We start from the raw sequence: 13,433 nt of genomic DNA, 5'->3' as shown, positions 1-13,433 counted from the left end.
TCAGTGTAGCCGGAATTTGAAAATAAAAGGAAGTGTTGAGAACAAGACAACCGACAGGCATACAAAATGATGCGATGTATGCCTATCGTTTAACATCAAGCGCTCAAAGCTGAACGTTCAACGCTTAAAAAGCATAGTAGTGTATAGCTTAAGCCCTTAAACGCTAAAGCTTGCACCACAGCCACAAGTCGTCGTGGCATTTGGGTTTTGAACTAAAAACCGTGAACCTTCCAGACCATCTACATAATCGACAATGCCACCGACCAAGTATTGTAAGCTCATCGGGTCGACAACCATAGTTACGCTGTCTTTTTCAATGGTCATATCGCCTTCGTTCACCTTCTCATCAAACGTGAAACCATATTGGAAGCCAGAACAACCACCACCTGTTACGTATACACGTAATTTCAAATCAGGATTTTCTTCTTCTGAAACAAGGGCTTTCACTTTCGCTGCTGCAGCGTCTGAAAACTCAATTGGCAACGCCGTTTCTACAGACATACCCACCTCTACATTAACCTCGTGCTTTCGCACTTTGTGCTTGGTCGCAATTATCTAATACTTGCGGATAGTTAGCAATTATTGGGGCAAAACTTAACGATTCAAGTTACTGCACATTAACGGCATTTCTGTTAAGTGACACGTTGAGATAGAAAAGTTAAGTAAACTAGTTAACACTAACAGATAGAAAATAGCAGTGTGGTCAACGTAACTAAAATATTGACGATACACGAATAAAGGGGCGGCATATGAGTACAACCGACAACTCCCAGTTACCTTCTTCTACCCCAGTGCTGTTTGACGATTTCGGACAGTCTCGCTTTACGAGCAAAGAAGAATACAAAGACGCGTTAGTAAAACAGCAAGAAAAACTCTTTCACGTTCAGCAATCTTACTTTCATCAGAAAAAACGAGCACTCATTGTGTTTGAAGGATGGGATGCGTCAGGGAAAGGCGGCGCTATAAGGCGTATAACAGAGAAATTGGACCCTCGTGGCGTGAGTGTATTTCCTGTGGCAAAGCCCGCAAAAGAAGACCAAGACAAACACTTTCTCTATCGCTTTTGGCAACACATCCCCTCCCCTGGCACACTTAAAATATTTGACCGCTCACACTACGGAAGAGTGCTTGTAGAAAGAGTAGATAAGTTGGTTGATGAAGAGGTATGGCAGCGCGGTTATGAAGAAATAAACGCATTTGAGAAAACGCTCAGTGACAGCGGGGTTCGTATTATCAAACTCTTTATGCATATTTCGTCAAGCGAGCAGCGCGAGCGGTTTGAAGAGCGGCTGCACAATCCTTTCAAGCGCTGGAAGTTAACCGAAGAAGACTTGCATAACCGCAAGATGCGAAACGCCTACGTAGAAGCTACAAATGACATGTTCAAGCACACCCACACGCGTTATGCGCCATGGCATGTAATTAACGGCGAGTTTAAGTGGCAAGCAAGGGTTAACGTACTTGATGCCGTTATCGACAAACTCAGTGAAGGCGTAGATATCTCTCCGCCTCCACTTGATGAGCGTTTAATCGCGCTAGCCTCCAAACAACTAGATGTCGATGAAGATCTAATGAGCGACTAAGGTGAAAGAACGCTGGCAGGCAGCCATAACTAATAAAGCGATTAAGCCTTAGTTATTGCTGTCTGGCAAAGTCACGTTCAATTCAAGTACGCTGCAATCATCGTTATTGTCTAGCTGTACTGATACTTGATCGTCAGCAATCGTCACGTATTTGCGAATTACCTGAATAATTTCCTGCTGCATCATTGGCAAGTAATCAGGCTCTGTCCGCTTTTTACGTTCGTGCGCAACAATGATTTGTAACCGCTCTTTGGCGACCGCTGCGGTGCTTGGCTTTTGCTTCTTTTTGAGCAGGTCGAAAATTCCCATTACTTCCCTCCTAGCAGACGCTTAAAGAACCCTTTCTTCTCTGCTTCTAGGAAGCGATGTGGAACAGTTTCGCCTAGCAGACGTTTTACAGCGTCAGCATAAGCTTGTCCTGCATTAGCTTCTTCGTCAAGAATAACCGGCTGACCTTGGTTAGATGCTTTCAGCACCGATTCAGATTCTGGAATAACACCCAATAGTGGAATCGCCAAAATTTCTTCAACGTCTGCAACACTTAGCATTTCAGCACTTTCAACACGACTTGGGTTGTATCGGGTTAATAAAAGGTGTTCTTTAACCGGTTCGCCCTTTTCTGCGCGCATCGATTTACTTTGAAGAATACCCAAAATACGATCTGAATCACGTACAGACGATACTTCAGGGTTAGTAACCACAATGGCTTCATCAGCGAAATACAACGCCATCTGTGCGCCTTGCTCAATCCCCGCTGGCGAATCACAGATAATAAACTCAAAGTCTTTCTTAAGCTCATCTAATACGGCCTGCACACCATCAACGGTAAGCGCGTCTTTATCGCGAGTTTGTGATGCCGGAAGAATGAAAAGGTTTTCCGTTCTTTTGTCTTTAATTAGTGCCTGTTTAAGTGAGGCCTCTTTATTAATGACGTTTACAAAATCGTAAACAACGCGGCGTTCACATCCCATGATAAGGTCAAGGTTTCGCAAGCCCACATCGAAGTCGATCACTACCGTTTTATGGCCTGCTAACGCAAGTCCCGTACTTATTGCTGCACTCGATGTAGTTTTGCCTACACCACCTTTTCCTGAGGTTACTACGATAATCTTTGCCATCTATTCTTTCCTATTAGTGCGTACAAAGCATTAAGCCAACGGCTCTATACGTAATGTTTCGTCTTCTAAATATACTTGTGCAGGTTTCTTCCAACATTCACCTTTCACGGTTTCGTGCATAATGAATTGCCCCGCAATTGAAATAAGTTCCGCGTCCAACGACTGGCAAAATACACGGGCTCCCGTATTGCCTTTTACGCCTGCCAACGCGCGGCCGCGCAGGGTGCCGTAAACATGAATATTACCATCGGCAAGCAGCTCAGCCCCCTCGCTTACAGAAGCCGTTACCACCAAGTCTCCGCCTTCGGCATAGACTTGCTGACCAGAACGTACCGGTCGGTTAATTACTTTGGCAGGTTTGAGCGTGGTTGTGGCTGCAGGAGCCGGTTCACTTTTTGGCGGCGCAGAAACGGTTTGATCTTGTTGTGCGGTTTGAGAAGGGTTTTCGCCGCTTCCGTTATTGTTTTCACTACCATTCGCTTTGTGCGAACGAAGGGCGCTGTCTGTAAATTTGCTTTGGCTTACATCGGCTAACCCCAAATCATTGATGGTAGGCTTCAGCTCTGCCACCTCACCTTTCACGGCCATGGGCTGCAATTGCAGTCGACGACATAGCGCCACCAGCAGCTCGAACTCTGTAGCAGATAAAGGCTTTATCAAATGTAAAATCAGTGAGGAACGGGTAAAGAACTGCGGCGCGCTCGCGACCTTCTGAGATAACTGAGCTTCAAAATTATCTGGCTCAAAATCTATTACTTCTAACACAATACTGGTGAGCGTAGTGCCCTTCATGCGAAAGCAAGTTTCTGTCATTTTTTCTTCCCGAAAAGGCGTCACTTTCCTCATAGCAATTAGCCATGACAATAAGCAAAACCTATTAGCGCTAGTGTCTGTTGCTGTCTTACGCAGCTATACAATTTATTTATTGTGTCACTGTATCAAAAATCCCGTTCGCATACAGCAACTGTATACCGGTTAAAACACGTTTTACTCTGATAATAGACCCAGAATAAGCCAAGAACGTGCCAATCGTTGAGTGGTTTTTAATCAAGTCTGAATTGTAAACGCACTAGGTGAGCCATATTGATTTTCATCCGCCTCTTTCAAAACAAAAAAAGTGCGATCGTAGATCGCACTTTTTCTTCATATTGGTTTTCTCACGGCGTTTAAGGCGTGGTAAGTTTTTTCGGGTCTAGTAGTGATTCTAGCTCGCCTCTGGGGATATCTGTCATGGCTTCGGCCACATCTATAACGGGCTTGTTTTCTTTGTAAGCGGCTTTTGCGATTTCCGAGGCTTTTGCATAGCCAATGACAGGATTAAGTGCAGTGACAAGTACAGGGTTTCTGTAAAGCGCAGCTTCAATGTTGTCTTGATTCACAGTAAAGCCCTCGATCGCCTGCTCGCCGATTAGCGTCGCACTGTTGGTCATTAGCGACAGACTTGAAAGCAAATTGCTGGCAATCATTGGTAGCATTACATTTAACTCAAAATTCCCAGACTGCCCACCTACGGTAATGGCCGTATCGTTACCTATTACCTGTGCTGAAGCCATCGCTACTGCTTCTGGAATAACCGGGTTTACCTTGCCGGGCATAATCGATGAACCTGGCTGCAGCGCAGGCAGCGCAATCTCACCTAAACCGGCTAAAGGCCCAGAATTCATCCAGCGCAAGTCATTAGCAATTTTCATAAGGGTGACGGCTAAACTTTTTGTCGCACCGGAAAGCGTCACAGCTGTGTCTTGAGAGCCAATCAATGCAAAGAAATTGTCAGCGGGCTTAAACCCAATGTCGGTCAGATCCCCTAGTGTATCTGAAAATGTCGTAGCAAAATTTGCATGGGCGTTTACACCTGTTCCCACCGCAGTGCCCCCTTGGGCAAGGGTTTGAATAGCTGGCTGCACAGCACGTAGGTTTTTTAGCTGCTGCTTAAGCTGAGATGCCCATGCCAGTAAACTTTGATCCATGCCCACAGGCATAGCATCCATAAGGTGAGTGCGCCCCGTTTTACAAAATTGCGCTACCGACTTTGCCTTAACTTCAATAATACTAACCAAACCTTCAATGGCCGGTATAAGCTCATTTGACAATACAATAGCTGCGCTAACGTGAATGGTGGTAGGAATGACGTCATTTGAACTTTGCCCGTAATTCACATGATCATTAGGATGAACCTCTTCGCTAGAATAACGAGAGGCTAAGCGAGCAATGACCTCGTTGGCGTTCATGTTTGTGCTGGTGCCTGAACCAGTCTGAAATATATCAACGGGAAAATGCTGCATCACATCATCAAGTGCCAACAGCTCATCACAGGCTTTAACTATCGCTTGGCCGCGATCTTTATCCAGCACTTTGAGTTTCATGTTGGCTTGTGCTGCGGCTTTTTTTACTGTAATCAACGCGCGTACGAAGGCTTCGGGCATGCGCTGCCCGCTTACAGGGAAGTTTTGAATGGCACGCTGAGTTTGCGCGCCGTAGAGTGCATTTTCGGGGACCTGTAGCTCGCCCATACTGTCGCGTTCTGTGCGTGTTGCTGTCATGACTCGTATCCTTGTGTTGATATAGCTAGTTTTTCGGCGTGGTTGCCACGTTTTTATCAGAATCCTATTAGGGCTAATGGCATTAGAAAACTAGGCCCTGGTAAGTGAATTATAAAAAATGGTGCACTAGCGCTTGCAGACCTTTGCTGTGCATCAAAGATCAACAGGCTCTCTGGTGTTCATGTCTATTTTTATTCTCGCAAGCGCAATTCGATCACTCTCGTTACACGCGTAGCGCTCAGCTTTAAGTAACGGCTTGTACAAATGCTCTAAACAACTATGCCGCCATTGCTGACTGACCTGCGGATCGCACAGGGTTTCATAAAGCACCTCAACCGCATTTTTATAGATAGAAAATTTGTCTCTATTACTTGGCAATAAGTTGGCAACGAAAGTTACGCCATCGAGATAGTTTCTTAAAAGCGTTGAGTTCAGCTCATTGTCGTTGTATCCAAATCGAACGTGTTGAACTGCATTTCGTATCGAAGACATGTGCATCCCTTGTGCGTGAAAAAACAAAAAAGCTCGATAAACATAAATAAGCTTTCTTTATATACCACCCAATATAAATGATAATCGTTAGCATTTACAATGATCCAGTGCTATTCTTTTTCGTAAAGAAAATTGAATCTTCCAATTCCACCGATAGGTGAAGTTAACCAAAATTCAAAGGACATTATTTATGATCAAGAAGTTACTTGGTGGCACAGCCCTTTTTCTTATGGCCTCTGGTGCATTTGCTAACGAATGCGAAGTGACTGTGGAATCAAACGACGCCATGCAATTCAATACGTCGAACGTTGTTATCCCGGCGAGTTGTAGCGAGTTTACCGTGACTTTGAAGCACACAGGTCAGTTACCTAAACAAGCCATGGGCCATAACTGGGTGATGACAACAAAAGCCAACGGACAAGCAGTGGCAACAGACGGTATGAGTGCGGGTTTAGACAACAATTACGTTAAGCCAGACGATGAGCGCGTAATTGGCGCGACTGACATTATTGGCGGCGGTGAACAAACTTCAACGACCTTTTCTGTTGAAGGGTTAAGCAAAGATGAAGAATACATGTTTTTCTGCTCGTTCCCTGGTCACATCGGCATCATGAAAGGCACAGTTACGCTTTCGAGCTAAGGCGTTGCGAAAACTAGGCGTGCTTAACTAGGCACGCCTTAAACATGGATAACAATAGGTCGAGGGTGTAGTTGTAATGGATACGGCGTCTCACACATCAAAAAGCGCTAAGGCGGTGGTCCGGTATAAACACTTACCTTCTTTTACTAGCGCCCTATTAAAAAACGTTTTTTTTCCTCACTTAACCAATAAACGGCTGTTGATGCCGCTGTTTATAGCCATTCTTCTTACTTATAACAGCACCCGTGCGGTTACTTTATCGGTGTTGTCAGATGCATTTTTTCAAGTGGCAGCGTTTGTATATGCATCGCTTGCGCTTTATTACGTCGCCACGTTGCGCGTTTCGGCCGAAGCCATTGGTAATTATATGAAAGCGCACCCTGTGCATGAGGTAGGATTATCTGCTCTACTTGGTGCTCTGCCAGGCTGCGGTGGTGCTATCATCGTTGTCACTCAGTACACGCGAGGTGTGACAAGCTTTGGAGCCGTGGTAGCAGTGCTAACCAGCACTATGGGCGATGCCGCATTTCTGTTACTCGCCCAAGCACCGTTAGATGCCTTAACCGTAATGGCCGTCAGCGTCTCGGTGGGTGCAATGACGGGGCTAGTGGTCAATAAATTTCATAATTACCAAGCTCCTGAAGCCGATGGTGCGCTCCAACAATCGCAAAACTGTGATAAACCCAAAACAGTAAGCCACAAAGCCATATCACTTTCTAAAGTATTCTGGATGATTGCGAGCTTACCCTCGTTGGCGATTGCGCTTGGTTTGGCCTTTCAACTTCCCGTACACAGTTACCTTGCTATCAGTGAAAGTACACTAACGCTGATTGGTGCCGCGTTATGTATTTCGAGCCTTGGACTATGGTCTTTGTGTGGTTCGGGAAGCGGATACGCTTCGATTACGAAAGAGGATTTAATTCCGCCTCCGCCTAAATGGCAAGAGAAAGCCGCACTAGACACACAGTTTGTATTGGCATGGGTAGTACTCGCGTTTCTTATGTTCGAGCTGTCTGTTGTCTGGTTTGGGCTAGACATTACAGGGCTGCTTCAATCCATGGGCCCCGGCTTAGTTGGCCTGGCGATCATCATCGGGTTCTTACCTGGTTGCGGTCCGCAGATATTGGTAACCAGCTTATACCTTAATGGCGCAGTTCCGTTTTCAGCACAACTTGGCAATGCAATAAGTAATGACGGCGACGCGTTGTTTCCCGCCATTGCGCTCTCACCCAAAGCAGCGCTTATTGCCACAGTGTACTCTGCTATTCCTGCATTTCTTGTGGGTTATGGCTACTGGTATTTGTTTGAATAAAGCTTTCGATGCGTTAAAAGGTTGAATTAACGGATAGGCTAGCGCTGCCCCACAGCGATTACTCTATTTCGACAGAAAGCGCTTCATTCCACGGCACGCTTATCTCATAGTTGCCTTTACGGGTTTTGTATTGATAGACCGTTGTAGAAAAACTAATGGTTTCGGGATTTATATCTTCCTCAATAGTGAGAGTTACGTTAACGGCTTGGAAAAAGCGAAAGCGATATTTGATATCTTCTGCCAGCAGGCTCGATTCGCCCGATTTCAGCGTGATCACTTCACCGTTTCGCTGACCGACTACGGCAATATCTAAACTGCCATTTATCACTGCTTTTTGCTGTTTAGACTGCAGCAGAACCAACCTAAGTTGATAGGTATTGTCACTTAACTTAAAAACTTCTACCCCTTCAATGGCAAAACCTTCGTCGGTTTTCTCAGGCGCCACGACGCGTTCATAGAAACTCAGTAATTCTTGTTGTGCCTCTAGTTCTTTTTTCTGTTCGCTTAACGTATTGGTAATGCTCTCCGTCTCGAGCGTGGCAAGCTCCATGGCGACTTCCAGCTGATTCACTTTGGTAGTAAGCGCATGGTTTTCTTCAGACAAAATAGCAATAGTTTCTTGCTGAGCCTGTACTTTCTTGCTGTCGCCTTCGTCAATAATTCGCGCTAGCTTATAGCCGAACCCAACCATGGCAAACATAATAAGCGCCACTAACAGTGTCCACTTGTAGTTGCCTAAAACTTCTTTTAACTGATCTGTCGTCATGATATCTACATCAACAAAAAACACCGTGCGCTAAGGCGCTCTAAACATTATGAATTTTAGGTGTTTATGGTAAGCTTCTTTTTACGTTAATCTACTGTACCACAACATGCGCTTGCAGGCTTTAAGAGAGGAAGTAGCTCATCCACGCACATCCATTCAGTTGTGCATGCTGGGCATTGTAGGGGGAACCTGCGCGGCGCTTATCATTATACTGTTTCGGCTGTGCGTAGAATGGCTACAAGAAACAGGCGTTTCGTCGCTTCAGTCGGTGCTTACCTATGACTGGTTGGTTTGGCTTATCATGCCATTTATCAGTGTAGGGTTAATTCTATTTATCGCCTTTCTTACGGGCTTCAAGCACTACCGTTTAGGTATTCCCTTCGTTATTCATCGAGTGAAGTACTATTACGGTCATATTCCATTTAGAACCACCATTAACCAGTTCTTTGGGGGCATGCTAGCCCTGGCCGGCGGTTTCGTTGTCGGTCGAGAAGGCCCTTCCGTTCATTTAGGCGCGTCAGGCAGTAGTTTCTTAGGGCAATGGCTTCGCTTGCCCTACAACAGTATTCGAATACTTGCAGGCTGCGGCATTGCGGCAGGGATCTCCGCATCCTTCAACACCCCGTTTGCTGCCGTAATATTCGTGATGGAAGTGGTACTTAGGGAATACAAAATACATATTTTTGTTCCTGTCATGCTGGCTGCTGCCTGTGGCTCGGTGCTCACTCGCATTGTATTTGGAGAAGTAAACGAGCTTTCGTTTTTATCGTTTAATGCATTTAGCCAGTGGATGTATTTTTACTTGGTGCTGCTAGGCATTCTGTTGGGCATGCTGGCCGTTTTATTCAATAGCCAGCTTATGCGGGTGATGACGTGGTTCAGGCCGGTTTCCATGGTGTGGCGTTTAATACTTGCTGCGCTAATTACCGGTACCATTGGTATGTTTATACCTGAAGCCCTTGGCGCCAACTTTATCGATGTTGAGCACTTATTTGATAGCTCCCCCGGCGCGCTGCTGTTGGTTTCTACTTTGGTGTTTAAAGTTATCTTGGCGGTATTTGCTATTGGCCTCGGTATTCCAGGAGGGATCATTGGCCCAGTGATGGTTATTGGCATGCTCGCTGGCGCCGTACTTTTATTGCCACTGTCGTACTTTATTGACGTACCCGAATTTACCAACAGCTTCGCCCTGTTAGGCATAGCAGGCATGTTGACCGCAGTATTGCACGCGCCTCTTGCAGCGCTTTCCGCGGTTATGGAACTATCGTACAGCCCGCAAATTATTCTACCAGCCATGTTGGTAATTGTGCCTGCTTACGTGACTTCTACGCAGTTCTTTGGCAACCGCTCTATTTTCATACGCCAGCTTGATTATCAAAATCTCCCTTACGCTATCTCGTCTATTCGTGAAGCACTTGAGAAAACGGGCGTACTTGCAGCGATGAATACTGAGTACAAGCTATTTCACGATGCGCCAGAGCAAGCGTTAATTAACTACTTAGAAAGCGATCCAACAAAAATTGTCATTCAGAAGTTAAAATTTGAAATAGATGTGCAGTATAAGCTGGTCCAATACAATGTGAGTTTGGAACACGATGCAACAGCGTTAAACTATTACGAAATGGAAGGTATTAGCGCGCAGTCTACGCTGCACGAAGTATACGAACACCTTAAAAACTCGCGCTCTGGCGCAGTTTATATTTACGATCAGGAGCTAAACGATATTATTGGCGTAGTAACGTGGAATATCTTACAAAGCTTCTTACAAAAGGCTCATTATTAGTATGTACATTTTATGGTTTAAAGCGCTGCACATCTTTTTCATGCTGGCTTGGATGGCAGGACTTTTCTATTTACCGCGACTTTTCGTGTATCACGCGACAACGAAATCTCAAGTGGTAAAAGACGAATTTAAGGTCATGGAGCGCCGCCTGTGGTTCTTTGTTACTCCATTCGCCTTGTTAACTCTGGCATTCGGCGTTGCGCTTATTGTCAGCTATGGTGGAACTTGGTTTAAAATGTCGGGGTGGCTTCATATAAAGTTGCTGCTGCTTCTTGCTATTTACGGCTATCACTTCTATTTGTTTAAGTTAATGAAGCAATTTGCACGCGACGAAAATAGACACTCTCCGCGCTTTTATCGCTTTTTAAATGAAGCGCCGGTGCTTATCATTCTCGCCATCGTTTGCCTGGCTGTGGTAAAACCTTTATAAAAGTTTCAGCCAAACTAAATAGTAAAGGCGCACGTACAAAGTATTGAAAAGTCAGTACTCAAGGAACCAGTACTGCTGTGTAGTGTGAGAAGTAATTTTAAGCTTGTTGTTGAGAGTGTTGTAAGCATTGCACATAGTCGCCCAGAACCTGCTGTTTCTCGGGTTTAACGAATTGTTTTTATCGGAATGCTATACATGGATGACAGTAATCAACACCTCAAGCATTTGCTCAAACAGACAGACATTGCCTTTAAGGCGCTTATGAGGGAGCCTGCTTCACGGCTTCTTAACGAGCAATACGAAAAGGCGAAGCTTGAACTAGACAGCTATACCGCTTCGCTTAAACACACGTTGAATCAACGGCATCAACAACAAAGACAGCGCTAATTTTGAATTGGCGTTGTTTGTTTTTTGCTTCTCCTGCAGCTCCCAGTTATCAAATTTGCCCCTAGGTTATTTTGTTAAAGGTTTCAAATTGATTGGGTAACGCGGCTGCTAGCTCCCCTGACAACTTGGTGTAATCTGCCAGCACCGAAGGAAGCTGTTTAACAAGCATATTTATATTACTTTCAAGCTGAGCAGCTTGTTTGTCGTTTCTGTAAGACAAGGCTAATTCAATATTAGCAAGCGTTGAAAAAAGCTTTAAACATCGAGACAGACGAGCTTCTGCGGGTTCTTTTTCCTCAGGCTCTTTACTGTCACAGTTTTCCTTATTCGCCTTACTTTTTTCTAGATGCTTCTCCCAATGGTTCCACGCATTTTGCCACACAGGTTCTAATTGCTTGTGCACGTGTAAAAGTCCGTTTAGCCAGCTTTCGAGCTCTTTCGAAGGCCTCGTCGCTCCTTGCACCTCTATCGCAACGATTAATTCATTAGGCATGGGCGACTTTTCCTGACGCATAAAATCCAAATGCGCCCGCAGGCCATTCATTAATGTATCAGCAAGCTTATCTACATCTTTGTCTACAAGGTGGCTGTCACTAGACTGTATGAGCCACGGCATCCACTCTTCGGGCATGGGAATTTCTGGTGCGGAGGCAACGGCAAAGATCATTCCATCTACGTAATAAGCATCCGGAAGCACATTTTCGAAACTGGGAAGCGAAACAATATCGCTGATTGTGTTTATTGGAAACCCATCTTTCACCATTACAATCCTATTTTAATTTGCGTTCTCTTTTATGAAACGGTAGTCTGCGCGGCCACTTTGTAGAGGGCATGTTTTGTAACCTTTTATCTACCCAAAATAATGGGAAATAAGGTAAAGAGTAAACAACAAACTTCTACACTGGGTACGCGACAATAGGTTTAAAACCAATCTGTTACTGTATTGGTTTAGCGGTACTGTTGCGTGCTCGCCTACCTATTGTCATGATAGCAAAACTTAACTAAGAGTCGTTGCAATGGCAAAAGATAAATCAGGATACATCATCGCGGCCGCCTTTATTGGCCCTGGAACAGTAACTACGGCAAGTCTGGCAGGTGCAAACTTTGGCTTTCACCTAGTATGGGCGCTCCTTTTCTCCATATTCGCAACCATAGTATTGCAAGACATGGCTGCGCGTTTAGGTGTGGCCAGCGGCCAAGGCCTAGCCAGTGCAATGAAAAACATGGCTTACAAGCCATGGCTAAAGAATCTTTTTATCGTGCTTATTGTCAGTGCTATCGGCATTGGCAACGCAGCCTATGAATCGGGCAACCTAACCGGCGCTGCAATCGGGCTAGACGCATTTATCAGTATAGGCATTGGCCCCTGGGCCAGTATTTTGGGCACGATCGCTATAGTTTTACTCTGGTCGGGCAGCTACAAGTGGATAGAGACAGTACTGGTTTATCTCGTCTTTATTATGGCTGGCGTATTTCTTATCACGCTGTTGGTAGCCAAACCTGATATCGCCGCGATGTTTAGTCAGTTAATGTCTCCGCGGCTGGACGCTGACGCCATTACCACGGTGCTGGCGCTTATTGGTACCACCATCGTGCCTTACAACTTGTTTCTTCACGCGAGCCTAGTTGCAAAATCATCGAAAGGCCAAGATAAACAAGACGCGGTCGTTGCGTGCCGAAACCAGTCTGCTAGAGCTATTAGTATGGGTGGGCTTATTACGCTTATCGTAATGGCAACAGCAATGATGGCGTTCTTCAATCAAGCTGCCACTATGGACGCTTCAAACATGGGCGAACAGCTTAAACCGGTTTTAGGTGACAAAGCTCAGTGGTTCTTTGCACTAGGGTTATTCGCCGCAGGCTTAACCAGTGCTATCACTGCGCCGCTAGCAGCCGCTTATGCGGTAACAGGAGCACTAGGGCTTTCTGACGATATGCAAAGCAAGAGCTTTAAAGCGGTATGGTTTATCATCATTGTAGTGGGTGTCAGCGTTGCAGCACTTGGCTTTAAGCCCCTACCCGCCATCCTGTTTGCTCAAGCGACTAATGCTCTTTTACTGCCAATTATTGCCATATTTCTATTGGTCGTTATGAATAAAAGCACCGCACTGGGGGAGTTTAGAAACACATGGAAAAGTAACCTGGCAGGCTTTCTAGTAGTGGGTACTGTGATTGGTTTAGGCCTGTATAAACTAATCGGCGTATTTAGCTAGCTGCAAAAATGGGGTCAGAGTAATTTTCTCCCTTTGTATGTCGTTGTAGTGTGCACTCGCAGATAGCAATGAAATTACGTGACTAACAAACTTACTGCATATGAGAAGGGCCAAAGTAATACTTTGGCCCTTTTTAATAGAAAGCGTAGCTGCAAAAAGTACTCTGACC

At 45.2% G+C, this 13,433-nt stretch carries 15 protein-coding genes; 7 read left to right on the top strand and 8 right to left on the bottom strand.

All coding sequences use genetic code 11. The features are described from left to right. Positions 1-156: 156 nt before the first annotated feature. Positions 157-501, bottom strand: a complete 345-nt coding sequence (gene erpA / locus MHN00_RS05235) for an iron-sulfur cluster insertion protein ErpA (RefSeq protein WP_014950570.1) — start codon at positions 499-501, stop codon at positions 157-159. A 248-nt stretch (positions 502-749) separates the two neighbouring features. Here erpA and MHN00_RS05230 point away from each other — a divergent pair, with 248 nt between their 5' ends. Then, positions 750-1,583, top strand: a complete 834-nt coding sequence (locus MHN00_RS05230; protein ID WP_168534300.1) for a polyphosphate kinase — start codon at positions 750-752, stop codon at positions 1,581-1,583. A 48-nt stretch (positions 1,584-1,631) separates the two neighbouring features. Here the strand turns inward: MHN00_RS05230 and minE are convergent, their stop codons facing one another. From minE to MHN00_RS05205, 5 genes are all read right to left on the bottom strand, one after another. Further along, a complete protein-coding gene (gene minE, locus MHN00_RS05225) occupies positions 1,632-1,892 on the bottom strand; it encodes a cell division topological specificity factor MinE (RefSeq protein ID WP_014950572.1) in 261 nt (86 codons plus the stop codon). Beyond that, positions 1,892-2,701, bottom strand: a complete 810-nt coding sequence (gene minD / locus MHN00_RS05220) for a septum site-determining protein MinD (RefSeq protein ID WP_014977272.1) — start codon at positions 2,699-2,701, stop codon at positions 1,892-1,894. The genes minE and minD overlap by 1 nt, the downstream gene beginning before the upstream one ends. Positions 2,702-2,731: 30 nt before the next feature. Further along, complete coding sequence (gene minC / locus MHN00_RS05215; protein ID WP_239300546.1) at positions 2,732-3,514, bottom strand: septum site-determining protein MinC; 783 nt, start codon at positions 3,512-3,514, stop codon at positions 2,732-2,734. 353 nt (positions 3,515-3,867) lie between these two features. Beyond that, entirely contained in the window at positions 3,868-5,241 is a 1,374-nt protein-coding gene (locus MHN00_RS05210) for a class II fumarate hydratase (protein ID WP_239300545.1), read from the bottom strand. A 153-nt stretch (positions 5,242-5,394) separates the two neighbouring features. Next, on the bottom strand, positions 5,395-5,733 hold the full coding sequence (locus MHN00_RS05205) for a hypothetical protein (RefSeq protein WP_239300544.1): 339 nt from the start codon (positions 5,731-5,733) through the stop codon (positions 5,395-5,397). 190 nt (positions 5,734-5,923) lie between these two features. On the opposite strand from MHN00_RS05205, the gene azu reads away from it, so the two are divergent. Beyond that, positions 5,924-6,373, top strand: coding sequence for an azurin (gene azu, locus MHN00_RS05200; RefSeq protein WP_014950577.1), 450 nt, complete (start codon positions 5,924-5,926; stop codon positions 6,371-6,373). 76 nt (positions 6,374-6,449) lie between these two features. Continuing rightward, the gene (locus MHN00_RS05195) at positions 6,450-7,685 is read left to right on the top strand and encodes a putative manganese transporter (RefSeq protein WP_343213209.1); all 1,236 of its coding nucleotides are present in this window, start codon (positions 6,450-6,452) and stop codon (positions 7,683-7,685) included. A gap of 58 nt (positions 7,686-7,743) precedes the next feature. Here the strand turns inward: MHN00_RS05195 and MHN00_RS05190 are convergent, their stop codons facing one another. Continuing rightward, entirely contained in the window at positions 7,744-8,451 is a 708-nt protein-coding gene (locus tag MHN00_RS05190) for a DUF6776 family protein (protein WP_239300542.1), read from the bottom strand. Between the two features lie 106 nt (positions 8,452-8,557). Between MHN00_RS05190 and MHN00_RS05185 the strand changes: the two genes are divergently transcribed. From MHN00_RS05185 to MHN00_RS05175, 3 genes are all read left to right on the top strand, one after another. After that, complete coding sequence (locus tag MHN00_RS05185; RefSeq protein ID WP_039235311.1) at positions 8,558-10,234, top strand: chloride channel protein; 1,677 nt, start codon at positions 8,558-8,560, stop codon at positions 10,232-10,234. A 1-nt stretch (position 10,235) separates the two neighbouring features. After that, the gene (locus MHN00_RS05180) at positions 10,236-10,664 is read left to right on the top strand and encodes a CopD family protein (protein WP_014950581.1); all 429 of its coding nucleotides are present in this window, start codon (positions 10,236-10,238) and stop codon (positions 10,662-10,664) included. Between the two features lie 195 nt (positions 10,665-10,859). Next, a complete protein-coding gene (locus tag MHN00_RS05175) occupies positions 10,860-11,051 on the top strand; it encodes a hypothetical protein (protein ID WP_014950582.1) in 192 nt (63 codons plus the stop codon). 61 nt (positions 11,052-11,112) lie between these two features. Here the strand turns inward: MHN00_RS05175 and MHN00_RS05170 are convergent, their stop codons facing one another. Next, positions 11,113-11,814 carry a UPF0149 family protein gene (locus MHN00_RS05170; RefSeq protein WP_239300541.1) on the bottom strand — a complete coding sequence of 234 codons (702 nt, stop codon included), beginning with the start codon at positions 11,812-11,814 and terminating at the stop codon, positions 11,113-11,115. A gap of 253 nt (positions 11,815-12,067) precedes the next feature. On the opposite strand from MHN00_RS05170, the gene MHN00_RS05165 reads away from it, so the two are divergent. Continuing rightward, positions 12,068-13,264, top strand: coding sequence for an Nramp family divalent metal transporter (locus MHN00_RS05165; RefSeq protein WP_014950584.1), 1,197 nt, complete (start codon positions 12,068-12,070; stop codon positions 13,262-13,264). Positions 13,265-13,433 lie beyond the last annotated feature (169 nt).

Origin of the sequence: Alteromonas sp. Cnat2-8 (genome assembly GCF_022348355.1) — a bacterium.
Taxonomy (GTDB): Bacteria; Pseudomonadota; Gammaproteobacteria; order Enterobacterales; family Alteromonadaceae; genus Alteromonas; species Alteromonas macleodii.
The sequence above is the reverse complement of the archived record's forward strand: the minus strand, read 5'-3'. Positions and strand labels throughout refer to the sequence as shown.